Raw genomic sequence first — 22,581 nt, forward strand, 5'->3', positions numbered from 1 at the left:
AGTAATGGAGAAAATTGAAAGATTACGAAGTGCATTTGATGAGGCTGGCATTGACGGTATTTTGTTAACAAATGAACATAGTCGTAGATATATGGCTAACTTCACAGGAACAGCAGGCGTTGTTCTTATTTCAAAAGATCGTGCTCAATTTATTACAGATTTCCGTTACGTCGAGCAGGCAAGTAAACAAGCGGTTGGATATGAGGTTGTACAGCACGCAGGATTGATCATTGATGAAGTGGCAAAGCAAGTGAAAGAGCTTGGAATTCAAAAACTTGGTTTTGAGCAAGATACTCTTACATATAGTTCTTATTCAGTGCATAAGGAAGCGATTGATGCTGAATTTATCCCGACTTCTGGACTTGTAGAAAAGTTACGCTTGATAAAGACTGATTCAGAGATTAAGATATTAAAGGAAGCTGCACAGATTGCAGATGCTGCCTTTGAGCATATTCTATCATTCATTCGCCCGGGAGTATCTGAAATTGAAGTGTCAAATGAACTTGAATTTTTCATGAGAAAACAAGGAGCAACATCTTCTTCGTTTGATATTATCGTTGCTTCAGGTCTTCGTTCGGCATTACCGCACGGCGTGGCATCTGAAAAAGTGATAGAAACAGGAGATTTCGTTACATTAGACTTCGGCGCTTATTACAAAGGATATTGTTCTGATATTACTCGTACGATTGCAGTCGGTGAACCATCTGATAAATTAAAAGAAATTTATAATATCGTTTTAGAAGCACAACTACGTGGTGTGAACGGTATTAAAGCTGGTTTAACAGGTCGCGAGGCTGATGCGCTAACGCGTGACTACATAACGGAAAAAGGATATGGTGAATACTTTGGACACTCTACTGGTCATGGAATAGGTCTTGAAATCCATGAAGCACCAGGTTTAGCGTTCCGTTCTGATACAGTACTTGAACCAGGTATGGCTGTAACAGTAGAGCCAGGTATTTATATTCCAGGTATTGGCGGCGTACGTATTGAAGATGATATCATTGTGACAAGTGAAGGTAATGAAGTAATTACGAAATCACCAAAAGAACTTATTATTTTGTAATACACAGGAGGATTTTTTTACATGATTTCAGTAAACGATTTTCGTACAGGTTTAACAATTTCAGTGGACAATGCCCTTTGGCAAGTACTTGATTTCCAACACGTAAAGCCAGGTAAAGGTGCTGCATTCGTTCGTTCTAAACTACGTAATCTTCGCACAGGTTCTGTTCAAGAGAAAACATTCCGTGCAGGTGAGAAAGTAGAAAAAGCACACATCGAAAACCGTCGTATGCAATACTTATACGCAAGCGGTGAGGCTCACGTATTTATGGATAACGGAACTTATGAGCAAATCGAACTTGGTGAAAAACAAATCGAGCGCGAGCTTAAATTCCTAAAAGAAAACATGGAAGTAGCAATTATGACTTACCAAGGCGAAGTACTTGGTGTTGAACTTCCAAACACAGTTGAATTACAAGTTACAGAAACAGAGCCTGGTATTAAAGGTGATACTGCTTCTAACGTAACAAAACCAGCTACATTAGAAACTGGTCTTGTTGTACAAGTACCAATCTTCATTAACGAAGGCGAAATGCTTATCATCAACACTGGTGAAGGTAAATACGTTTCTCGTGCATAGTAAAAAAACACTCGTGATAATTCACGAGTGTTTTTTTTATAGGAAATAGGGTAGATAGTAAATAGCTGTTACTATAAAACTGACTAAAACAAGTGAAAGAGTACCCATAATAGATGGAGTCAAAACAATTTGAAATGGTTTTATTTCGCCAGTCTCAACGCCAGTTAATGTTTTGCTTATTGCGTGATCTGTAATGTTATTTCTATGGTTACTCATAATAATTAACCACATAATTGCAAATATTGCTAAACTACCAAGGAAAAAGGTCTCTATAAATGACCAACCGACTAATAATGAAAAAAGATAAATAAGAGCTAATTCTACTACAACGGTTAAACTAATTTTCAATGCCTTCATATTTTTCCTCCTCATTCTGTAATTTCAACCAGTTTAAAAAATTTTCACGTGACACGACATGCAGAGAGCAAGGTGACCTTACTTCTTTCTCTAGTGCAGCGTGTTCGTCTGGAAACTTGTTTTCCACATGCAATGAAATATAGGGTAGTTTTTCTTGTGCTTTTAGTGAGCGGATATTATTCGTTTTAGCACCAGCAAATACGTAGGAAAGTTGTAAGTCTAAAAAGGCGATTTTAAAGATTTCTTTTTTAGCAGCCTCGTTATAGCCTTTTCCCCAGTATGGATAGCCAATCCAACTACCAATGTGAGATTGCTTTTTTTCATTATTAATATGTTTAAGTGTGGTGAGGCCAATTATTTCATTTTCTTCATTCACAATCATTCTCGATAAGGATTTCTTTTGACGCTCTTCTTCTATTGCGAAAAGAAGAAATGTTTTCGTGTCTTCGATGTTTTCTACCGTTATCCCCAATGCATTTTTTATATGTGGATCACTTGATAGCTCGAAAATCACATTTGTATAGCATAAATCTAGTGGTAATAAAGTGACGTGCTGCATGGTTTAAACCCCTTTCAAATTAAATATACCATAATATACCATAAAATAATATGAATATTCAGATTCTAATTCAGACTTTAGAGAAAAATTATGTTTTTACTTCTGAAATAGACAACCTCTGCATATGGTTGTACAAATATATTCTTTTTTAGAATACGAAGTTAGTAACTGTTACGGGAGAAGGTGGAAGAATGAAACAGTGGCTAGCGGCAATGGAAACATCCGTGCTTGTTATGGGGGCACTTCGATTATTTTCAGGTAGTGCGGAGATATTTGCTGCTTTGCTTATGCTTTATGTGAATGATGCGAAGAAAGCGTTGTTTATAAATGGTATGTTGGCGTTTGTTGGACCTACCGTATTAATTTTAACAATGACAATTGGGATAGCGAGTGTAGCAAGTGAAATTTCTTTCTTGAAGCTCTTTTTTCTAGCGCTTGGAATTTGCTGTATTTTTATCGCATTACTGAAATAGTAAGTCGAGTATAGTGGGGAGAAGCCGATGAAAGAGGTATTAGAAGTTTTACCAAAAACGATGAAGTACTTAATTGAAGAATGTAAGCAATACGATGCTTTAGAGGAAATTCGTGTTCGAATTGGAAGGCCGCTAGAGTGTATTGCACACGGAAAGGTGTTTTTTTATGACTATATCACTACTGCAGAGGATGCTATTTACTTATTGAATAAATTAAGTCAATTCTCAATTTATACGATGGAAGAGGAATTAAAACGTGGGTATGTGACGCTTCGCGGGGGGCATAGAATCGGGTTAGCAGGAAAAGTCATTACAGAAAAAAGCGCAGTGAAAATGATTCGTGATGTCTCTTCCTTTAATATTCGTATTGCTCGTCAAAAAATAGGGATTGCTGAACCGCTTTTGCCATATTTGTATGAAAAAAGGTGGTTAAACACGATGGTAATTGGCCCTCCCCAAACGGGAAAAACGACACTTTTAAGAGATGTAGCACGTTGCATGAGTCAAGGGGTAAGTGCTTCGGAAATTCCTTCCTGTAAAGTGGGGATCGTTGATGAACGTTCAGAAATTGCTGGCTGTGTGAAAGGAATCCCGCAATATGATTTTGGTACCCGAGTCGATGTGTTAGACGCATGTCCAAAGGCAGAAGGAATGATGATGATGATTCGTTCTATGAGTCCTGATATTTTGATCGTAGATGAAATTGGCCGTAAAGAAGATAGTGAAGCAATTATGGAGGCAGTGCATGCAGGTGTTCAGCTTTTTATAAGCGCACACGGATTTTCCTATGAGGATGTTGTGAGACGTCCATCGCTCAAGGCAGTGCTAGAGCTTGGTATATTTGATAGGTTTGTGGAGTTGTCAAAAGCGAGGGGTCCAGGAACGGTTATGCAGGTGAAAGATAAATATGGAAAACCAGTGTTATCAAATAGAAAGGCTGAGGGCGTATGGTGAAAATATTTGGTGCAGTGTTAATCGTTGCGGTCAGCACCTTTTTCGGGTTTTCGTACGCTAAAAGATACAGTGAGAGGCCGAGGCAACTTAGGTTATTAAAATCAGCACTTCAATCATTAGAGGCAGAAATTATGTATGGACACACACCTTTATCTGAGGCTGCCGAGCGATTAGTTAAACAAATGCCAAAGCCATTAAATTGGATATTTCAAAGTTTCGCTAAAAAACTAGAAAGTGGAGAACAAACGGTAAGGGAAGCTTGGATAGATAGTTTGAAAGAGAATTGGAAGTTGACGGCTTTTCAACAAACCGAGTATGAAATACTGCAGCAATTTGGTGAAACGCTAGGGCAACATGATCGTGAATCACAACAAAAACATATTCGCTTATGTATTACACATTTGGAGAGAGAAGAAGAGGAAGCGAAAGCTTTACAACTGCAATACGAAAAAATGATTAAGAGCTTAGGGGTACTAGCAGGGCTACTAATTGTAATTTTACTGCTATAGGGGGGAGAAAGGCGATGTCCATTGATGTTGGATTAATATTTCAAATCGCCGGAATCGGCATTGTTTTAGCTTTCATTCATACTGTACTAAAAGAATTGAAGCGTGAGGATATTGCAAATTGGGTTATCCTTGTCGGTTTTGTCGTCATTTTATTTCATGTTGCATTTTTAATTAATACGCTATTCGACAAGATTAAAAGTGTCTTTCTCTTCCAGTAAAGGAGGCGGTTCGAATCGAAATTATACAAATTGTCGGATTAGGCCTCGTTGCTACGTTTTTAGCTGCTGTTTTGAACCAGCATAAATCTAGTATTACATCTTTATTTATTGTGTTCGTAGGTAGCGTGATGTTTCTTATTTTAATCGATCAAATTCATTCTATTTTACAAATGATTGAGAGAGTAGCGAGTGAAGCGAAAGTTAGTAACGTCTACGTGGAAACGTTACTAAAGATTATTGGAATTGCTTATATTGCCGAGTTTGGAGCTCAAATTACAAAAGATGCTGGTCAAGGTGCCATCGCTTCGAAAATTGAACTTGCTGGGAAAATCTTAATTCTCGTTATGGCAATTCCTATTTTGACGGTTGTAATTGAAACTATTCTCGGATTTTTACCGACGGGATAAGGGGGAGTGAATGTTGAGGAGGTTTGGAGCTAAGCTGCTATTTGCTTGCTTCCTTTTCTTTTCTTTACCGGTTGTTGTACAAGCTTCTCCTGTAGAAACAAACGTCGTTGATCAACAATTGGATAAGCTCGGAATTGAAGATGTGAAGCAATTTTGGGACGGGCTTGTTACAAAATATGGAGGCTATTTGCCAGAGAGTCAAAAAGGGAGTTTTATGGAGTTTGTAAAGGGAGAAAAAGAATTCTCTCTAAAAGAGTGGATGATAGGGTTATTAAAATATTTATTTCATGAGCTTGCAGCTAATGGAAAACTGCTTGGCACACTCATTATGCTCACAATCTTTAGTGCATTGTTGCAATCACTGCAATCCGCTTTTTCAAAAAGTAGTGTAAGTAAAATTGCTGATGCTGTTGTATATATGGTACTTATTATTTTTGCTTTAAATAGTTTTTATGTCGTTATGACATATGCAAGAGAAACGATACAAACAATGGTAGATTTCATATTAGCGCTATTGCCAATTTTATTGGCGCTTATAGCGACTGGTGGCGGGGTTGTATCTGTATCTTTCTTTCATCCGATTATCATTTTCTTAATGAATACAAGCGGGCTTCTTATGAATTATATCGTTCTACCGCTTTTATTACTGGCAACGATATTAAGTATTGTAAGTACAATGAGTGATCAATATAAAGTGACGAAATTGTCCAAGCTTCTGCAAAACGTTAGCGTTGGGATTATCGGTATTTTCTTAACGATTTTTTTAGGAGTATTATCTGTACAAGGAACAGCAACAGCCGTTGCTGATGGAATAGCTGTGAAAACTGCTAAATTTGTAACAGGGAACTTCATTCCAGTAGTCGGAAGGATGTTTACAGAAGCGGCAGATACTGTTATTAGCGCATCAGGATTATTGAAAAACACAGTCGGAATTATTGGGCTCGTCATTTTATGTTTAATTGTTGCTTTTCCAGCGATTCAAATTTTCTGTATCGCATTTATTTATAAATTCGCAGCAGCAGTATTGCAACCGGTTGGCGGCGGAGCAATTATTCAATGCTTAGACATTATTGGACGAAGCATCATTTACGTATTTGCTTGCTTAGCTATCGTATCATTTATGTTCTTTTTAAGTATTACAATTATTATTGCTGCGGGGAATATTACACTTATGATGCGGTAGGAGGTGAAGAGTATGCAATTTGTTACAGAGTGGATCAGAAATATTATCGTTTTTTTGCTCTTAGCGACAATGCTTCATCTTATTCTTCCAAATTCGAATTTGCAAAAATACGTTAAATTCGTTGTAAGTCTTTTGTTAGTCGTATTAATTTTAACACCCCTTTTTAAACTATTGCAGACAGATGTAAATGAAGTAATTGCAAATTTTAATGAAGAAAAGTACGTAGCAGAAGGATCTGTAAAAAATTCAATAGATTCGAAGAAAAAAGAAATACAAGCTCTAACACGTGCATATAGTTTAGAAGAGATGGCTACCAAAATGAAAAAAGAAGTAGGAAAAGAGTTTGAGAAACAGTATGGTATGTCAGTCTCTGAAATACAAATAGTCGCAGCGGAAAGCACAGCGGAAGTAAAGTCAGCGAAAGATATTCAATCTGTTGTTGTGACGTTAAAAGAAAAAGAACGTAGTAAAAATGATGCAATCGAAACAGTAAAACCAGTTGAAATTAACACGAAAGAACCACCGAAAAAAGTAGAGGAAACGAATGTAGAAATGAAAGACTTCTTTTCAAGCAGGTGGCAACTAGAGAATAAACAAATCCAAGTTCAAATGGAAGGGAGGACAGGTAGAGTAAATGGACAATAAAGATAAAAATTCGAAGTTCTCATTTTTTCGAAACTTATTGAATGGAGATGAAAAAGAAAGTAATGAGAAGGGAAGAAAGGTAACACCTAAGTTCTTACTTGTCCTACTCATACTTGGAATTTTGCTTATGTTTTCTAGTAGTTTTTTTTCAAGTAAAAAAGAAGAAGTACCTGTATTTAAAGAACAAAAAACTCAAAACCAGGAAAAAGATGTACCAACTTTTGGACAAAAAAATAATGATAATATGTCAAATGTAGAAAAATATGAAAAAGCGTATGAACAAGAATTAAAAACTGCTTTAGAAGAAATAGCAGGAGTAAAAGACGTAACGATTAAAGTGAATTTAGATTCATCTGAAGAAAAAATTTTAGAAAAAAATACAGTGAAACGCTCACAAACAACAGGTGAAACAGATAAAACAGGCGGTAAGAGAGAAGTAGAGGACGAGTCTCTTGATGAAAAGACTGTCATTATACGTGAAGGGGATAAAGAAACTCCTGTTGTTTTACGAACAGAGAAGCCGAAAGTACGTGGTGTTCTTGTCGTAGCAAAGGGAGTGGATAATATACAAGTTAAAGCAATGGTAAAAGAAGCTGTGATAAGGCTGCTAGATGTACCGGCCCATCGCGTTTCAGTTTCACCGAAAAATTGATAGGGAGGAAATAAAGTGTTAAAAAAACAAACAGTTTGGTTATTAACGATGTTAAGTTTAGTTGTTGTACTATCTGTGTATTACGTGACAACTCCTGACAAAATGAATACAGCATCGCCGGCAACAGGTGAAAAGATTGGACAAGAAAAACAAGGTACTGATAAAGCAGTAACAAACGAAGCGCCTAAAGAAACTCCGAAAAAAGAAAATACAAGCAAGGAAACAACAAATAAAGAAACAGACAAAAAAGAAAATGCAAAAAAAGAAACAAGTAAAAAAGAGGGCAATGTATCAGTTCAATCAAGTGATGAGAATTTCACAGCTTTACGTATGCAAATGGAAGATCAGCGTAGTGAACAAAAAGCAAAATTACAAGAAGTGATGAGTTCAACAAAAGCTTCAGCAACAGAAAAGAATAAAGCGAAAGAAAATTTTGATGCCATTACGACAATGGAAACGAAGCAAGAATTACTTGAGACAGTAATTAAATCTCAAGGAGGATATCCAGATGCTCTTGTAAGAGCTGATGGCACTGATATTAGAGTAACGGTTAAAGCGGCAAAACATTCACAGAAAGAAGCAAATAAAATTATTCAACTTGTAAGAAGTGAAGGCGGATCAAAAGATGTAGGTGTGAAATTTGATCCACCAGCGAAATAAGTGAAACTTTAATCCGTAGGGATTTCCCTGCGGATTATTATCTTTTACTAAGCAAAGGGTATGCAAATAGTAAAATAGAGTATGTAAGTAAATGTGTGAATAGAAAAAAGCTATCATTTTCGATAGCTTTTTTCTATGTCGTCTTTGTAATTATTTTTACTATGTTCAACTCGGAATGGAGAAACACGTTGTGAGTAAAAGATTAATGGTTCATGGTACTGATGATTACTTTTTCCGGATTTGACGTGGATGAAAAGAACGCATGCCCAAACGATTACGGCAGGTAAAAAGAGAATGAGCCATATCATATTTCCACACCTCAACACAATATATTTTCTACACTTTGAACATACTATTCTTATATGAAGGAATGATGAACGGCGTGTAAACAAAAAAATAATATTTGGTAAAAATATGTTATTGACTATAGGTGTGGTGAAGAGTGAGGAGGGAATGGCATGTTTGCTTTGTAACGTTTTGCAAAAGTAGTGAATGTTTTTTAAGAAGTGGTCTTGCCAATTTCATGTGAAACTTGGTATTATTACTAGGTATTAAATTTTTATTGGAATAATATTTTTACAGGAATTTCGATTTATTATAAAGAAATATAAATTGGAATGTTTAAAAAATTTATCGTAAGATGGAAATAGTAAATATTTCTATTAGTTAATGAAATATATTTTCTAATAGAGTACATCGTATTTTTACAGTCAATCTAGTTTTCGTGACGAGAATCTGTAAAAACGGGACAAACAAGAGTATGGGAGTGGATTTTACATGTTTAAAATTCAAGAAGTTCGTGAATTAATTAAATTAATTGATAGCTCTAATATTGATGAATTTGAATACAAAAAAGACGGTACAACAATCAAAATGAAAAAGCGTGGTAATGAAGTTGTTGCTGTGCAAGCACCTGCAGCAAAACAAGCTATGCAACCAGTAGCGCCTGTTGAAGTTGAAACGACAGTAGCAGCAGCGCAAGCAGAAGTGCCAAAACAAGAAGAGAAGAAGGTTGTTCAAAATGAAAACCTACATAAAATCACATCACCGATGGTAGGTACATTCTATTCTTCTTCTTCGCCTGATACACCTCCATATGTAAGTGTTGGGGATAGAGTATCGAAAGATTCTATCGTATGTATTGTCGAGGCTATGAAGTTATTTAACGAAATTGATGCTGATGTAGAGGGCGAAATTGTTGAAATTCTTGTTAATAACGGACAGCTTGTTGAATATGGACAACCGCTATTTCTTGTAAAAGCGTAATAAGGGAGTCTTTGTGATGATAAAAAAAGTATTAATAGCCAATCGTGGGGAAATTGCTGTACGAATTATTCGTGCTTGTAAAGAAATGGATATTGAAACAGTTGCAATTTATTCAGAAGCAGATAAAGAGTCACTTCACGTACAGATTGCAGACGAGGCGTATTGTGTAGGACCAACGATTTCGAAAGAAAGCTATTTAAATTTGACAAACATTATTAGCGTTGCGAAGTTAACAGGCTGCGATGCTATTCATCCGGGATACGGATTTTTAGCAGAGAATGCAGATTTCGCAGAGTTATGCCGTGAATGTAACTTGATTTTTATCGGTCCAAGTCCAGAAGCTATTTCAAAGATGGGCACAAAAGACGTTGCTCGTGATACAATGAAAGAAGCAGGGGTTCCGATTGTACCAGGTTCACAAGGGATTATTAAAAATACCGAAGAAGCGATTGAGCTTGCTAATCAAATTGGATATCCAGTTATTATTAAAGCGACTGCAGGTGGCGGTGGAAAAGGTATTCGTGTTGCACGCCATGAAGAAGAGCTTATAAAAGGAATTCAAATTACACAGCAAGAAGCTAGTACCGCTTTTGGGAACCCTGGTGTATACTTAGAAAAGTACGTTGAAGATTTCCGCCATGTTGAGATTCAAATAATGGCAGATACACACGGAAATGCCATTCATTTAGGAGAGCGTGATTGTACAATTCAGCGCCGTTTGCAAAAACTATTAGAAGAAAGTCCATCACCTGCACTTGATGAAGAGATTCGCAAGCAGATGGGTGAAGCGGCAGTTAAAGCGGCGGTAGCGGTTGATTATACAGGTGCTGGTACGGTTGAGTTTATTTATGAATATAAAACGAAAACCTTTTACTTCATGGAGATGAATACGAGAATTCAGGTTGAGCATCCGGTTACTGAAATGGTAACAGGAATGGACTTAATTAAAGAACAAATTCTTGTTGCTTCAGGAGAAAAGTTATCGTTACAGCAAGAAGAAGTACAATTTAATGGTTGGGCAATTGAATGTCGAATTAATGCGGAAAACCCTGCCAAAAAATTTATGCCATCTCCAGGTAAAGTAGAAATGTACTTACCACCAGGAGGATTTGGTATTCGCGTCGATTCAGCTGTATATCCGGGATATTCAATCCCACCTTTCTATGATTCGATGGTTGCTAAATTAATTGTTCACGGAAAAACACGTGAAGAGGCAATTGCAAAAATGAAGCGCGCACTTAGTGAATTTGTCATTGAAGGCGTACATACAACAATCCCGTTCCATTTGCAATTGCTAGATCATCCTGATTTTGTAAAAGGTGAGTTTAATACGAAATTTTTGGAAGAGCATGAACTTGTGACGCAGTGATACATTAAAGGAGGTTTTTTTCATGGCTGAACATATGTTAGATATGGGTCAAGATACAACTCTTGGTAAAGTAGAAATTGCACCAGAAGTAATTGAAGTAATTGCAGGTATTGCAGCTGCTGAAGTAGAAGGTGTAGCGGCAATGCGCGGTAATTTTGCTACAGATGTTGTTGAGAAGTTAGGTAAGAAAAATCATGGTAAAGGTGTAAAGGTTGAATTAGCAAACGAAGATATTATCGTTGACCTTTATGTTGTAATGTATTTTGGTGTAGCAATTCCAGTTGTTGCACAAAAGATTCAAGACAATATTCGCCAAGCACTCTTTACAATGACAGGACTTGAGCCAAAAGAAGTGAATGTTCACATCGTTGGCGTAACATTCGAAACACAAAAAACAGAAATCGAACCAGTGTAAGAATGAAAAGGTGCCTAGTAACATAGGCATCTTTTTTATCGTTTCATTTCTTCACAAATTACAACCCTCTAATTATTATACTATTTCAAAAAATAAGAAATAAACAAGAAAATGTGTCGTTTTTCCAAAAAACGTACATTGTGATAAGATATGGAACTTGAAGTTAATCTTTTTATTATTTTTCAGCCTTGTAACCCGTGTGTGAAACGATAAATTGTGTTATTATCATTGTATTATAAGGTTGGAAAATCAATGAAAACTGTAAGAGTAAGTGAATTGACGGCTTATAAATTATAATAATATAACAAAGTATAAGGAAAGACTTGAAGCATAAAGGAGAGTTACAATGAAACGTAGGACGGCTAGAGAAAGAGCAATGCAAGCATTATACCAAATGGATATTACAGGTGAATTAGAACCGAAAGTAGCAGTGGAAAACACGCTAGATGAAGGCGAAGAAACAAATGAGTTTCTAGAGTCACTTGTAGTAGGTTTTGTAGAAAATAAAGAAGCAATCGATGAAGCGATTCGTCAAAATTTAAAAAAGTGGAAGCTTGAGCGTATTAGTATTGTTGATCGCAGTATTTTACGTGTAGCTGTGTATGAAATGAAATACATGGAAGAAATTCCACACAACGTAACAATTAACGAAGCAATTGAAATTGCTAAAACATTTGGGGATGAGGAATCTCGTCGTTTTATTAACGGCGTTTTATCTAATATAAAAGATACACTGTAAATTCTTTAAGGGGGAATCTTAAAATGGTAGCAGTAATCATCAAAGGAAATGAAGTTGCGGAGAAAAAACGAGCACAATTAACAGAAGAAGTTGTGAAGTTGAAAGAGCAAGGTATTGTACCAGGATTAGCAGTTATTTTAGTTGGAGAAGATCCAGCATCTCGTTCTTATGTGAAAGGAAAAGAAAAAGGCTGTGAACAAGTAGGGATTTACTCAGAGCTAATTGAACTTCCTGAAACAATTACTGAGGAACGTTTGCTTGCTGAAATCGATCGCTTAAATGGCGATGACCGTATTAATGGCATATTAGTGCAATTACCTTTACCAAAACATATTGAAGAAAAAGCTATCATTGAAAGAATTTCACCAGAAAAGGATGTAGACGGATTTCACCCAATCAGCGTGGGACGTATGATGACGGGACAAGATACATTCCTTCCATGTACACCGCATGGTATTGTAGAATTAGTAAAAGAAACAAATCTTGATATTTCTGGAAAACATGTAGTAGTAATTGGAAGAAGTAATATTGTCGGTAAACCAGTGGGGCAATTGTTTTTAAATGAAAATGCTACTGTCACATATTGTCATTCTAAGACGCAAAATATGAAAGAGTTATCGAAGTTAGCTGATATTTTAATCGTAGCTGTTGGACGACCTAAAATGATAACAGCGGATTATATTAAAGAAGGGGCGGTTGTAATTGACGTTGGTGTTAACCGTTTAGAAACAGGAAAACTTTGTGGTGATGTTGACTTTGACAACGTGTTAGATGTTGCGGGTTACATTACACCTGTGCCAAAGGGTGTTGGTCCAATGACAATCACAATGCTTCTTCATAATACTGTTGAATCTGCCAAACGTGCAGGTGTCGTTTGTAAATAATTTGAGTCGGCTATGAGGAGAGAGAAATGGAGAAGCAATATTTAACCGTTACAGCGTTAACACGCTATATAAAAACAAAAATAGAATATGATCCGCATTTGCAGTCTGTTTGGTTAAAAGGTGAAATTTCCAACTTTAAAAATCATAGCCGTGGCCACATGTATTTTACATTGAAAGATGAAAATGCAAGAATCGCAGCGGTTATGTTTGCGGGCCATAATCGTAATATTAAATTCAAACCTGAAAATGGGATGAAGGTACTCGTGAAAGGAAAAATCTCTGTTTACGAGGCGAGTGGTTCTTATCAAATTTATATTCAAGACATGCAGCCTGACGGAGTCGGAAATTTACATTTAGCGTACGAACAGTTAAAAGTTCGTTTAGAAGAGGAAGGACTTTTTTCTCAAGTTTATAAAAAAGCGATTCCTCCTTACGCTAAAACAATAGGTGTGATTACGTCGCCAACAGGAGCAGCGATTCGTGATATTATAACAACGATTAAACGTCGTTATCCAATTGGGAATGTTATTGTATTTCCGGTACTTGTACAAGGGGAGTCAGCGGCTCCCTCGATTGTACAAGCGATTCGTACAGCGAATGAAATGGGAGAGATAGATGTACTAATCGTTGGTCGTGGTGGAGGTTCTATTGAGGAATTATGGGCTTTCAATGAGGAAATGGTTGCAAGAGCAATCTTTAAGAGTGAAATTCCTATTATTTCGGCAGTAGGCCATGAAACAGATTTTACAATTGCAGATTTTGTTGCAGATTTACGCGCGCCAACACCGACCGCAGCAGCTGAGCTGGCAGCACCTAATATTATAGAGTTACAAGAAAAGGTATTACAAAGAACTCTGAGATTGCAAAGAGCGATGAGAGAGTTAGTACATAAAAAAGAAGAAAAACTACAAGTGTTGCAAAAATCGTATGCGTTCCGTTATCCAAGACAAGTATATGAGCAAAAGGAAGAGCAATTAGATAGAGCGCTAGAACAGCTTGTTTTAGCGAAAGAGCGCTATATTGATAAAAAGGTGAATCAGTTAAAGCAACTTTCATTTTATTTAGAGAAGCACCACCCATCTCAAAAAATTATGCAAACGAAGGTAGCTGTGGAAACGTTGCAAAAGCAATTACAACGTGAAATGCAAACGTTACTTCAAACGAAAGAATTTGCCTTTGTAAGAGCTGCTCAAAAACTTGAAGCATTAAGTCCGCTTAAAGTAATGATGAGAGGGTACGGGCTTGTATATGATGAAGAGAAGCAAGTGTTAAAAAGTGTGAAAGATGTAAGCCTTGGAGATGCTGTTTCAGTTCAATTACAAGATGGAATACTAGATTGTAGCGTATCAGGCATAGAGGAGCGTGAATTGAATAATGGAAAATAAATTAAGCTTTGAAGAGGCAATTTCGCAACTTGAGCATCTTGTTTCTAAGCTAGAACAAGGTGACGTACCTTTAGAAGAAGCGATTTCTTATTTTAAAGAAGGTATGGAATTATCTAAGCTTTGTGATGAGAAGCTGAAGAATGTACAAGAACAAATGGCAGTTATTCTTGGGGAAGATGGAGAGCTTGAACCGTTTACTGCTTTAGGAGATGAAGCATAGTGACGATTGCTTTTGATACTTTTTTGAAAGAAAGTAAAACTTTCGTAGAAGAAAAACTTGTAAGCTATGCAAATGGATTACAATGTCCAAATGTACTTCGTGAAGCGATGGCATATTCTTTGGAAGCGGGTGGAAAACGTCTCCGCCCGTTACTTTTGTTTGCAACATTACAAGCGTTTGGGAAAGAAAGAAATCTTGGAGTAGGTGCAGCTTGTGCTCTTGAAATGATTCATACATATTCGTTAGTTCATGATGATTTACCTTGTATGGATGATGATGATTTAAGAAGAGGAAAGCCCACAAATCACAAAGTATTTGGTGAAGCGATGGCAGTTTTAGCAGGAGATGGCTTATTGACATATGCTTTTCAAGTTATTATGGCATATGAGCAAAAAGAAATTTCTGCTGAAAAAAAAGTAAGACTTGTACTTGAACTCGCAAAAGCAGCAGGACCAGAAGGAATGGTTGGCGGACAAGTGGCAGATATGGAAGCGGAAGGGAAACGCCTTACGATTGATGAATTGGAGTACATCCATAAACATAAGACCGGAAAACTACTTGAATTTGCTGTACTTGCGGGTGCGATACTTTCTGATGCGACAGAAGAGCAAGAAGAAAAGTTGCTTACGTTTGCCAAATATATCGGTCTAGCTTTCCAAATTCGAGATGATATTTTAGATGTGGAAGGAACTGAAGAAGAGATTGGAAAACCGATTGGTAGCGATCTTTCTAATGAAAAGAGCACATATACGACGTTGTTTACTGTAGATAGAGCAAAGGATATTTTAGAAGAAACAATTGCAGAAGCAAAAGGTGCGATTAGCTCCTTGCAATTACAAGATGAATATTTACTATCTATTTGCGATTTGATTGCAAAACGTAATAACTAATATAACAGCGTTTTCATTTGTTGAGTCATTCATCATTTTATGATATAAATGTAGGAAAAGGTTTTTCTTTTCTTGTTATTGGCAAAAATATATGTAGATTACATTGCCGTTATCACTTTGTGTTAGCGGCTATTTTTTTCATCGCCTGAAGAAATATGGTTTATAATAGGATTAAGGCGCAATAGACTGGTTAATAGCGGGACAAGACGAAAAATAGAAAAGAGAATTTCTTGTTTTGTGTAAATGTTTTTTATAATATTTGACATGTTGACAGATTATGAAATGAAAGTGAGTGATCCATGTGGATCTAACGCAAATTCAAAACCCTAGTTTTTTGAAAGATATGTCTATCAGTGAACTAGAGGGATTGAGTGAGGATATTCGTAAGTTTTTAATTGAAGAGCTCTCTCAAACAGGTGGACATATTGCACCTAATTTAGGTGTAGTAGAACTCACAATTGCTCTGCACAAATTATTTGATAGCCCGCAAGATAAATTTTTATGGGATGTAGGACATCAATCCTATGTACATAAAATTTTAACTGGACGCGCGAAAGAGTTTGGTACATTAAGGCAATATCAAGGTCTATGTGGTTTCCCGAAACGTTGTGAGAGTGAGCACGATGTATGGGAAACTGGTCATAGCTCGACTTCGTTATCGGCTGCAATGGGAATGGCTCTGGCACGTGATTTAAAGAAAACGAAAGAATATGTTATACCAATTATTGGAGATGGTGCTTTAACAGGCGGAATGGCTTTAGAAGCATTGAACCATATTGGACATGAAAAAACAGACATGATTGTTATTTTGAATGATAATGAAATGTCAATTGCACCAAACGTTGGTGCGCTTCATAATGTGCTCGGTCGTTTACGTACCGCAGGAAAATATCACTGGGTAAAAGATGAATTAGAGTATATATTAAAGAAAATCCCAGCAGTTGGCGGGAAAGTGGCTGCGACAGCAGAGAAAATAAAAGATAGTCTTAAATATTTACTAGTATCTGGTGTATTTTTCGAAGAGTTAGGCTTTACATATTTAGGTCCAGTCGATGGACATGATTATGAAAAGTTATTCGAAACGTTGCAATATGCAAAGAAAACAAAAGGCCCAGTACTCGTTCACGTTATTACGAAAAAAGGAAAAGGTTATAAACCGGCTGAGAGTGACGTTATTGGAACTTGGCATGGAACAGGACCTTATAAAATTGAATCAGGTGACTTCGTTAAGCCGAAAGAAGTTGCACCAGCATGGAGTGCTGTTGTTAGTGAAACAGTACTTAAGCTAGCGAGAGCAGATGAGCGTATCGTAGCAATTACACCTGCAATGCCTGTTGGATCAAAACTTGAGAAATTCCAAAAAGAATTCCCAGATCGTATGATTGATGTAGGTATTGCAGAACAGCATGCTACAACAATGGCAGCAGGTATGGCAACGCAAGGAATGAAGCCATTCTTAGCGATTTATTCAACATTTTTACAAAGAGCATATGACCAAGTTGTTCATGATATATGCCGCCAAAATTTAAATGTTTTCATCGGAATAGATCGTTCGGGATTAGTAGGAGCAGATGGTGAAACGCATCAAGGCGTATTTGATATCTCATTCTTACGTCACTTGCCGAATATGGTGCTTATGATGCCGAAAGATGAAAATGAAGGGCAACATTTAGTTTATACGGCGATGCAATATGAAGATGGACCAATCGCATTGCGTTATGCGCGCGGTAATGGACTTGGCGTTCATATGGATGAAGAATTAAAGGCGATTCCAATCGGTACGTGGGAGACGTTAAAAGAGGGTACACAAGCAGCTATTTTAACGTTTGGTACGACAATACCAATGGCAATGGAAGCAGCTGAGCGTCTTGAAAAAGCTGGGGTTTCAGTGAAAGTAGTGAATGCTCGCTTTATTAAACCAATGGATGAAGCATATTTACATGATCTTCTAGGAAAGAATATACCGATTTTAACGATTGAAGAAGCTTGTTTAATCGGTGGTTTTGGAACAGGAGTAGTTGAATTTGCATCTGAAAATGGTTACCATAGTGCATTAGTTGAACGAATGGGTATTCCAGATCGCTTCATAGAGCACGGGAGTGTAACAAAATTATTAGAAGAAATTGGTTTAACGACAGATGCTGTTGTAGACCGTATTCATACAATGATTCCATCAAAACAAAAAAGGGCGTAACAAATGAGCGTAAAAAAAGAAAGAGTAGATGTACTATTAGTAGAGCGAGGACTTATAGAAACGCGTGAGAAAGCAAAGCGCGCCATTATGGCCGGACTCGTATATGCGAATGAGATGAGACTTGATAAGCCAGGAGAGAAAATCTCGCAAGATACTGAGATTACGGTGAAGGGACAAGTTATGCCGTATGTAAGTCGTGGTGGTTATAAACTTGAAAAGGCATTAGAGACATTTCATCTTGATTTACAAGATAAAGTTATGATAGATATTGGTTCATCAACTGGTGGCTTTACAGATTGCGCGCTTCAAAATGGAGCGAAATTATCTTATGCATTAGATGTAGGATACAATCAACTAGCGTGGAAATTACGTCAAGATGAGCGTGTTGTTGTAATGGAACGAACAAACTTCCGTTACGTGACACCAGCAGACTTAGAACGTGGTTTACCTCAATTTGCAAGTATTGATGTTTCATTTATATCATTAAAGCTTATACTGCCAGTTTTAAAAACAATGCTTATGCCTAACGGAGATGTAGCAGCGTTAATTAAACCGCAGTTTGAAGCTGGAAGAGAGCAAGTTGGGAAAAAAGGTATCGTTCGCGATAGAAAAGTACATGAAGCTGTTGTAGAAATGATTGTCGAGTTTGCTTTAAAAGAAGGCTATGATGTGGAAGGTTTAACATTCTCACCAATTACGGGTGGGGATGGTAATATTGAATTTTTAATTCATCTGAAATGGCATGGTGAACGTGAGAATGGCGAAAATCATTCTCCGATTTCTATAGAGCAAGTTGTTACAGAAGCGCATGAAGTTCTAAAACAAAAAGGGAAAGGGGAATAACATATGTTGTTCCTCTTTTTGCTGTAATTGTATAATGATTGTAAAAACAATTGTGTACAAGAAACGAATTATAAGTTAACATAAATAAGTGAAGTATACCAATGTTTAAACTATGGTAAGAGATAGTGTGAGGTGCAAATGTATGAATAAAGGTCAGCGCCATATTAAAATCAGGGAAATTATTGCAAACAAAGAAATTGAAACACAAGATGAATTAGTTGATATTTTACGTAATGAGGGATTTAATGTAACGCAAGCAACAGTATCGCGCGATATTAAAGAACTGCACTTAGTGAAGGTGCCATTACATGATGGGCGCTATAAATATAGCTTGCCAGCAGATCAACGATTTAACCCGTTACAAAAATTAAAACGAAATCTAGTGGATTCATTTGTAAAATTAGACACGGCAGGACATATGCTTGTGCTAAAAACATTGCCTGGTAACGCTCATTCACTTGGAGCACTTATTGATCATTTAGAGTGGGATGAGATCATCGGAACCATCTGTGGTGATGATACTTGCTTAATTATTTGCCGTACACCTGACGATACAGGTGTTGTCTCTGATCGTTTCTTAAATATGTTGTAACAAAAAATCTTGTTTGCTTTCCATCGTAAAGTGGAAAGTGAACAAGATATTTTTATTGGTTAAAAATATGAATTTTCAATTGTAATATAATATTTTGTTTGCATAAAGTTAGAAAATAGATGGATTGACCCGTAAAACAAATGTTTGGTACAATGAAGCGGGTTAGAAGAGTATATACATACAAATATATAGCATGATTATTTGAATGAAGAACTGAGAAAATCCTTTAGTAAGGGATTATTTTATAACGAGGTGAATGGGGCATTGTTATCGGAATTATCGATTAGAAACTTTGCTATTATTGAAGCATTAAATATTTCTTTTCAAAAAGGTTTAACGGTTTTAAGCGGTGAAACAGGGGCCGGAAAATCGATTATTATTGATGCAATTAGTTTACTTGTAGGTGGCCGTGGGTCAGCAGAATTTGTTCGATATGGAACAGAAAAGGCTGAGATTGAAGGGCTATTTTATGTTGAAGATGAGAAGCATCCATGTATTGAAAAGGCAGAAGAGTTAGATATAGAAATAGAAGATGGCATGATTATTTTAAAGCGTGATATTGCTGCGAACGGGAAGAGTGTATGTCGTGTAAATGGGAAGCTTGTTACACTTAGCATATTAAAAGAAATTGGGAAAACACTTGTTGATATTCATGGACAGCACGAAACGCAAGATTTAATGAATGAAGAACGACATCTGTTTATGCTTGATCACTTTGATGGGGATCGAATCGTTAAACAATTAGACATATATCAAAACGTATACGCTGACTATGAAAAATTAAAAAAACAATTGAAATCGTTAAGTGAAAATGAGCAACAAATGGCACATCGCTTAGATTTAATTCAATTTCAGCATGAAGAAATTCGCAAGGCGGATTTAAAGATGGATGAAGAAAATGAATTAACTGAGGAACGATTGCAAATTTCTAATTTTGAAAAGATTTATAAAGCGTTAGGTGATGCATATCGTTCGTTAAGTGCCGACGGACAAGGGTTAGATAATGTAAGAAGTGCAATGGGGCAAATGGAAAGTATTACACATTTAGATGAAGTGTATCAGGAAAATCATGATTCAATTGCAAATAGCTATTACTTATTAGAAGAGGTTGCCTATCAACTGAGAGAAAAGCTCGATATGATGGAATATGATCCAAATCGTTTAGATGAAATCGAAACACGTTTGAATGAAATTCGTATGCTAAAGAGAAAATATGGAAATACTGTAGAAGAGATTTTAGCGTATGCTGATAAAATTGAACAGGAAATTTTTACGATTGAAAATAAAGACGTTCATATTGAAACGACGAAGAAACAGTTGAAGGAATTAGAAAGTGTTATTCTGAAAGAAGCAACGTTGTTAAGTAATATGCGTCATGAACTTGCAGAACACCTTACAAATGCAATTCATCAGGAATTAAAAGAATTATATATGGAAAAAACGAAATTTGAAGTGAGAATTATGAAGAGAGAAGGAAATGCAGAAGAGCCCCTTGTGGAAGGTGCGCCGGTAAGACTTACGGCGGATGGTTACGATCATGTGGAATTTTATATTTCAACGAACCCAGGAGAGCCGCTAAAACCACTTTCAAAGGTTGCTTCTGGCGGAGAGTTATCTCGTATCATTTTAGCTTTAAAAAGCATTTTTTCTAAGCATCAAGGAGTTGCATCTGTTATTTTTGATGAAGTGGATACGGGTGTAAGTGGCCGGGTCGCGCAGGCTATTGCGGAAAAAATTTATCGAGTATCAGTAAACTCGCAAGTACTTTGTATTACGCACTTACCTCAAGTAGCTTCAATGGCAGATTCACATTTATTTATTCGAAAACAAGTAGCGAATGATCGGACAATTACATCAGTTACTGTTTTAACTATGGAGGATAAAGTAACAGAAATAGCTCGAATGATTTCTGGTGTGGAAATCACAGATTTAACGACGGAGCATGCGAAAGAATTACTTACGCAAGCACATCATTTTAAACAGACAGCAGAGGCTATCCAGTAATGGATAGCTTTTTTTCTCAAATGACGATTTCTTAATTCTTCCGGTTATAAATAAAGCACTGCAAGGAGAGATTAAAAAGTGAAGCCAAGAGGCTGAATGTGGGGTAGGAGCGAGGAGAGTGAACAAGTTGAAATTAGAAAAATTTCGAAAAATAATAGGTCTTTGTCTCCTTGTTTCTTTAGTTTTTATTGGATGTTTTAAACCGCTTCGAACGTTTATTTCATCACCGAAACAACTTGTTGTTTTTGAGGGACAACAATCAGAAATATCATCATTACCAGTTTTCAAAGCTTCATCCACAAATCGTCATGTATTTACAGTGAGTTCGAATGAACAAAAACAAGGACTTATGGTAAATTCTCATCAAAATGGTGAAGCTGATATGGTATTTCAGCTTGCTGGTTTTCCAGTGAAAAAAGTAAATGTGAAAGTGTTAAAAGATTTTAAAGTGATTCCAGGTGGACAATCAATTGGTGTGAAATTAAATACAAAAGGTGTACTTGTTGTAGGCCATCATTTAATTCAAACTGAAAAAGGTAAAATATCTCCTGGTGAAATAGCAGGTGTACAAATTGGAGATATGATTACTGAAATTAATGGTAAAACAATTGAAAGAATGAGTGATGTAGCACCGTTTATTCATAATAGTGGAGAAACAGGTGAACCGCTTAATCTTGTATTGTTAAGAGATGGAAAATATATTCGTACGAAGCTAACTCCACAAAAAGACAACGGTGAATCGTCTTATCGAATTGGCTTGTATATCCGTGATTCGGCAGCTGGAATTGGAACGATGACATTTGTTCATCCAGATTCTATGAAATATGGGGCACTTGGTCATGTTATTTCTGATAATGATACGAAAAAGCCGATTCAAGTCGAAGATGGACAAATTATGCGCTCGACAGTTACATCAATTGAAAGAGGTAGTCATGGGAATCCAGGGGAGAAATTAGCAAGATTCTCACCAGACCGTGAAGTGATTGGCAATATTACAATTAATAGTCCATATGGTATTTTTGGAAAATTAAATACGAATATGAAAAACGGTATAATGGATAAAGCGATGCCTATCGCATTATCTCATCAAGTAAAAGAAGGACCGGCAAAAATATTAACAGTTATTGATCAAGATAAAGTAGAAGCGTTTGATATTGAAGTTGTTAGTACAGTGCAACAAAAATTCCCAGCCACAAAGGGTATGGTAATAAAAGTAACAGATAAACGTCTATTAGCGAAAACGGGCGGTATCGTACAGGGAATGAGTGGAAGTCCAATTGTACAAAATGGAAAAGTAATTGGTGCTGTTACACACGTATTTGTAAATGATCCAACATCAGGATATGGTGTTCATATTGAATGGATGTTACATCAAGCTGGAATTAATATTTATGATCAAGAGAAAAAAGCGAGCTAATATATATTATTAGCTCGCTTTTTCTGTTGAAAAATTCGTTGAAATTTTGTAAAAGCTCCGCAAGAGGTGTTTTTTGTTGTAAAATAAAAGGAAAGGGTTGA

At 36.5% G+C, this 22,581-nt stretch carries 27 protein-coding genes; 24 read left to right on the top strand and 3 right to left on the bottom strand.

The window, feature by feature from the left end:
- Nucleotides 1-4: 4 nt before the first annotated feature.
- Nucleotides 5-1,066, top strand: coding sequence for a Xaa-Pro dipeptidase (pepQ, locus tag ACZDYH_RS02405; protein WP_000411040.1), 1,062 nt, complete (start codon nt 5-7; stop codon nt 1,064-1,066).
- Between the two features lie 21 nt (nt 1,067-1,087).
- A complete protein-coding gene (efp, locus tag ACZDYH_RS02410) occupies nt 1,088-1,645 on the top strand; it encodes an elongation factor P (protein ID WP_000626516.1) in 558 nt (185 codons plus the stop codon).
- 36 nt (nt 1,646-1,681) lie between these two features.
- Here efp and ACZDYH_RS02415 read toward each other — a convergent pair whose 3' ends face one another.
- Together ACZDYH_RS02415 and ACZDYH_RS02420 are read right to left on the bottom strand one after the other, a co-directional pair.
- Nucleotides 1,682-2,002 carry a hypothetical protein gene (locus ACZDYH_RS02415; protein ID WP_000645572.1) on the bottom strand — a complete coding sequence of 107 codons (321 nt, stop codon included), beginning with the start codon at nt 2,000-2,002 and terminating at the stop codon, nt 1,682-1,684.
- Nucleotides 1,983-2,561, bottom strand: coding sequence for a GNAT family N-acetyltransferase (locus tag ACZDYH_RS02420; protein ID WP_001164986.1), 579 nt, complete (start codon nt 2,559-2,561; stop codon nt 1,983-1,985). Before ACZDYH_RS02420 ends, ACZDYH_RS02415 begins: the two co-directional genes overlap by 20 nt.
- Nucleotides 2,562-2,752: 191 nt before the next feature.
- On the opposite strand from ACZDYH_RS02420, the gene ACZDYH_RS02425 reads away from it, so the two are divergent.
- Genes ACZDYH_RS02425 through ACZDYH_RS02465 form a run of 9 tightly spaced genes read left to right on the top strand, consistent with a single transcriptional unit; the run spans nt 2,753 to nt 8,262 of the window.
- Entirely contained in the window at nt 2,753-3,034 is a 282-nt protein-coding gene (locus tag ACZDYH_RS02425; protein WP_000816050.1) for a YqhV family protein, read from the top strand.
- Between the two features lie 27 nt (nt 3,035-3,061).
- Nucleotides 3,062-3,988: a stage III sporulation protein AA gene (gene spoIIIAA, locus ACZDYH_RS02430; protein WP_000665905.1), complete on the top strand. Its 927-nt coding sequence runs from the start codon at nt 3,062-3,064 to the stop codon at nt 3,986-3,988.
- Nucleotides 3,982-4,497, top strand: coding sequence for a stage III sporulation protein SpoIIIAB (gene spoIIIAB / locus ACZDYH_RS02435; RefSeq protein WP_000238702.1), 516 nt, complete (start codon nt 3,982-3,984; stop codon nt 4,495-4,497). Before spoIIIAA ends, spoIIIAB begins: the two co-directional genes overlap by 7 nt.
- 14 nt (nt 4,498-4,511) lie before the next feature.
- Nucleotides 4,512-4,715 (top strand): stage III sporulation protein AC, encoded by a 204-nt coding sequence (spoIIIAC, locus tag ACZDYH_RS02440; RefSeq protein ID WP_000020914.1) that lies wholly within the window; start codon nt 4,512-4,514, stop codon nt 4,713-4,715.
- 23 nt (nt 4,716-4,738) lie between these two features.
- Nucleotides 4,739-5,122 carry a stage III sporulation protein AD gene (gene spoIIIAD / locus ACZDYH_RS02445; RefSeq protein ID WP_077393170.1) on the top strand — a complete coding sequence of 128 codons (384 nt, stop codon included), beginning with the start codon at nt 4,739-4,741 and terminating at the stop codon, nt 5,120-5,122.
- Nucleotides 5,123-5,132: 10 nt separating this feature from the next.
- Nucleotides 5,133-6,305, top strand: a complete 1,173-nt coding sequence (gene spoIIIAE / locus ACZDYH_RS02450) for a stage III sporulation protein AE (RefSeq protein WP_000946110.1) — start codon at nt 5,133-5,135, stop codon at nt 6,303-6,305.
- 12 nt (nt 6,306-6,317) lie between these two features.
- Nucleotides 6,318-6,950 carry a stage III sporulation protein AF gene (gene spoIIIAF, locus ACZDYH_RS02455; RefSeq protein WP_001161052.1) on the top strand — a complete coding sequence of 211 codons (633 nt, stop codon included), beginning with the start codon at nt 6,318-6,320 and terminating at the stop codon, nt 6,948-6,950.
- The gene (gene spoIIIAG, locus ACZDYH_RS02460; RefSeq protein WP_000368880.1) at nt 6,940-7,602 is read left to right on the top strand and encodes a stage III sporulation protein AG; all 663 of its coding nucleotides are present in this window, start codon (nt 6,940-6,942) and stop codon (nt 7,600-7,602) included. The genes spoIIIAF and spoIIIAG overlap by 11 nt, the downstream gene beginning before the upstream one ends.
- 15 nt (nt 7,603-7,617) lie before the next feature.
- A complete protein-coding gene (locus ACZDYH_RS02465; protein WP_000914710.1) occupies nt 7,618-8,262 on the top strand; it encodes a SpoIIIAH-like family protein in 645 nt (214 codons plus the stop codon).
- 113 nt (nt 8,263-8,375) lie between these two features.
- Here ACZDYH_RS02465 and ACZDYH_RS02470 read toward each other — a convergent pair whose 3' ends face one another.
- The gene (locus ACZDYH_RS02470; protein WP_002179810.1) at nt 8,376-8,570 is read right to left on the bottom strand and encodes a hypothetical protein; all 195 of its coding nucleotides are present in this window, start codon (nt 8,568-8,570) and stop codon (nt 8,376-8,378) included.
- A 469-nt stretch (nt 8,571-9,039) separates the two neighbouring features.
- Between ACZDYH_RS02470 and accB the strand changes: the two genes are divergently transcribed.
- The 13 genes from accB (at nt 9,040) to spoIVB (ending at nt 22,480) form a co-directional block, all read left to right on the top strand.
- Nucleotides 9,040-9,528, top strand: coding sequence for an acetyl-CoA carboxylase biotin carboxyl carrier protein (gene accB / locus ACZDYH_RS02475; RefSeq protein ID WP_000472866.1), 489 nt, complete (start codon nt 9,040-9,042; stop codon nt 9,526-9,528).
- A 16-nt stretch (nt 9,529-9,544) separates the two neighbouring features.
- Complete coding sequence (gene accC, locus ACZDYH_RS02480; protein WP_000592871.1) at nt 9,545-10,897, top strand: acetyl-CoA carboxylase biotin carboxylase subunit; 1,353 nt, start codon at nt 9,545-9,547, stop codon at nt 10,895-10,897.
- 22 nt (nt 10,898-10,919) lie between these two features.
- The gene (locus ACZDYH_RS02485) at nt 10,920-11,312 is read left to right on the top strand and encodes an Asp23/Gls24 family envelope stress response protein (RefSeq protein WP_000807630.1); all 393 of its coding nucleotides are present in this window, start codon (nt 10,920-10,922) and stop codon (nt 11,310-11,312) included.
- 346 nt (nt 11,313-11,658) lie between these two features.
- Nucleotides 11,659-12,051, top strand: coding sequence for a N utilization substance protein NusB (gene nusB / locus ACZDYH_RS02490; RefSeq protein ID WP_000830247.1), 393 nt, complete (start codon nt 11,659-11,661; stop codon nt 12,049-12,051).
- A 23-nt stretch (nt 12,052-12,074) separates the two neighbouring features.
- On the top strand, nt 12,075-12,935 hold the full coding sequence (gene folD, locus ACZDYH_RS02495) for a bifunctional methylenetetrahydrofolate dehydrogenase/methenyltetrahydrofolate cyclohydrolase FolD (protein WP_000226732.1): 861 nt from the start codon (nt 12,075-12,077) through the stop codon (nt 12,933-12,935).
- A 26-nt stretch (nt 12,936-12,961) separates the two neighbouring features.
- Nucleotides 12,962-14,320 carry an exodeoxyribonuclease VII large subunit gene (xseA, locus tag ACZDYH_RS02500; protein WP_000415249.1) on the top strand — a complete coding sequence of 453 codons (1,359 nt, stop codon included), beginning with the start codon at nt 12,962-12,964 and terminating at the stop codon, nt 14,318-14,320.
- A complete protein-coding gene (xseB, locus tag ACZDYH_RS02505; RefSeq protein ID WP_000428423.1) occupies nt 14,310-14,540 on the top strand; it encodes an exodeoxyribonuclease VII small subunit in 231 nt (76 codons plus the stop codon). The genes xseA and xseB overlap by 11 nt, the downstream gene beginning before the upstream one ends.
- Nucleotides 14,540-15,430, top strand: a complete 891-nt coding sequence (gene ispA / locus ACZDYH_RS02510) for a (2E,6E)-farnesyl diphosphate synthase (protein WP_000150380.1) — start codon at nt 14,540-14,542, stop codon at nt 15,428-15,430. Before xseB ends, ispA begins: the two co-directional genes overlap by 1 nt.
- A gap of 301 nt (nt 15,431-15,731) precedes the next feature.
- Nucleotides 15,732-17,624: a 1-deoxy-D-xylulose-5-phosphate synthase gene (gene dxs / locus ACZDYH_RS02515; protein ID WP_000366452.1), complete on the top strand. Its 1,893-nt coding sequence runs from the start codon at nt 15,732-15,734 to the stop codon at nt 17,622-17,624.
- A gap of 3 nt (nt 17,625-17,627) precedes the next feature.
- Entirely contained in the window at nt 17,628-18,467 is an 840-nt protein-coding gene (locus ACZDYH_RS02520; RefSeq protein WP_000111875.1) for a TlyA family rRNA (cytidine-2'-O)-methyltransferase, read from the top strand.
- 142 nt (nt 18,468-18,609) lie between these two features.
- Entirely contained in the window at nt 18,610-19,059 is a 450-nt protein-coding gene (argR, locus tag ACZDYH_RS02525) for an arginine repressor ArgR (RefSeq protein ID WP_001032580.1), read from the top strand.
- A gap of 264 nt (nt 19,060-19,323) precedes the next feature.
- On the top strand, nt 19,324-21,063 hold the full coding sequence (recN, locus tag ACZDYH_RS02530; protein WP_000947767.1) for a DNA repair protein RecN: 1,740 nt from the start codon (nt 19,324-19,326) through the stop codon (nt 21,061-21,063).
- Between the two features lie 118 nt (nt 21,064-21,181).
- Nucleotides 21,182-22,480: a SpoIVB peptidase gene (spoIVB, locus tag ACZDYH_RS02535; RefSeq protein WP_002024767.1), complete on the top strand. Its 1,299-nt coding sequence runs from the start codon at nt 21,182-21,184 to the stop codon at nt 22,478-22,480.
- Nucleotides 22,481-22,581 lie beyond the last annotated feature (101 nt).

The sequence above is a fragment of the Bacillus sp. EB V-12 genome, from assembly GCF_056158125.1.

What these genes read in the sequence shown, in the direction of transcription:
- pepQ (WP_000411040.1), top strand. Translation starts at nt 5, where the DNA reads ATGGAGAAAATTGAAAGATTACGAAGTGCATTTGATGAGGCTGGCATT.
- efp (WP_000626516.1), top strand. Translation starts at nt 1,088, where the DNA reads ATGATTTCAGTAAACGATTTTCGTACAGGTTTAACAATTTCAGTGGAC.
- ACZDYH_RS02415 (WP_000645572.1), bottom strand. Translation starts at nt 2,002, where the DNA reads ATGAAGGCATTGAAAATTAGTTTAACCGTTGTAGTAGAATTAGCTCTT.
- ACZDYH_RS02420 (WP_001164986.1), bottom strand. Translation starts at nt 2,561, where the DNA reads ATGCAGCACGTCACTTTATTACCACTAGATTTATGCTATACAAATGTG.
- ACZDYH_RS02425 (WP_000816050.1), top strand. Translation starts at nt 2,753, where the DNA reads ATGAAACAGTGGCTAGCGGCAATGGAAACATCCGTGCTTGTTATGGGG.
- spoIIIAA (WP_000665905.1), top strand. Translation starts at nt 3,062, where the DNA reads ATGAAAGAGGTATTAGAAGTTTTACCAAAAACGATGAAGTACTTAATT.
- spoIIIAB (WP_000238702.1), top strand. Translation starts at nt 3,982, where the DNA reads ATGGTGAAAATATTTGGTGCAGTGTTAATCGTTGCGGTCAGCACCTTT.
- spoIIIAC (WP_000020914.1), top strand. Translation starts at nt 4,512, where the DNA reads ATGTCCATTGATGTTGGATTAATATTTCAAATCGCCGGAATCGGCATT.
- spoIIIAE (WP_000946110.1), top strand. Translation starts at nt 5,133, where the DNA reads ATGTTGAGGAGGTTTGGAGCTAAGCTGCTATTTGCTTGCTTCCTTTTC.
- spoIIIAF (WP_001161052.1), top strand. Translation starts at nt 6,318, where the DNA reads ATGCAATTTGTTACAGAGTGGATCAGAAATATTATCGTTTTTTTGCTC.
- spoIIIAG (WP_000368880.1), top strand. Translation starts at nt 6,940, where the DNA reads ATGGACAATAAAGATAAAAATTCGAAGTTCTCATTTTTTCGAAACTTA.
- ACZDYH_RS02470 (WP_002179810.1), bottom strand. Translation starts at nt 8,570, where the DNA reads ATGATATGGCTCATTCTCTTTTTACCTGCCGTAATCGTTTGGGCATGC.
- accB (WP_000472866.1), top strand. Translation starts at nt 9,040, where the DNA reads ATGTTTAAAATTCAAGAAGTTCGTGAATTAATTAAATTAATTGATAGC.
- accC (WP_000592871.1), top strand. Translation starts at nt 9,545, where the DNA reads ATGATAAAAAAAGTATTAATAGCCAATCGTGGGGAAATTGCTGTACGA.
- ACZDYH_RS02485 (WP_000807630.1), top strand. Translation starts at nt 10,920, where the DNA reads ATGGCTGAACATATGTTAGATATGGGTCAAGATACAACTCTTGGTAAA.
- nusB (WP_000830247.1), top strand. Translation starts at nt 11,659, where the DNA reads ATGAAACGTAGGACGGCTAGAGAAAGAGCAATGCAAGCATTATACCAA.
- folD (WP_000226732.1), top strand. Translation starts at nt 12,075, where the DNA reads ATGGTAGCAGTAATCATCAAAGGAAATGAAGTTGCGGAGAAAAAACGA.
- xseA (WP_000415249.1), top strand. Translation starts at nt 12,962, where the DNA reads ATGGAGAAGCAATATTTAACCGTTACAGCGTTAACACGCTATATAAAA.
- xseB (WP_000428423.1), top strand. Translation starts at nt 14,310, where the DNA reads ATGGAAAATAAATTAAGCTTTGAAGAGGCAATTTCGCAACTTGAGCAT.
- ACZDYH_RS02520 (WP_000111875.1), top strand. Translation starts at nt 17,628, where the DNA reads ATGAGCGTAAAAAAAGAAAGAGTAGATGTACTATTAGTAGAGCGAGGA.
- argR (WP_001032580.1), top strand. Translation starts at nt 18,610, where the DNA reads ATGAATAAAGGTCAGCGCCATATTAAAATCAGGGAAATTATTGCAAAC.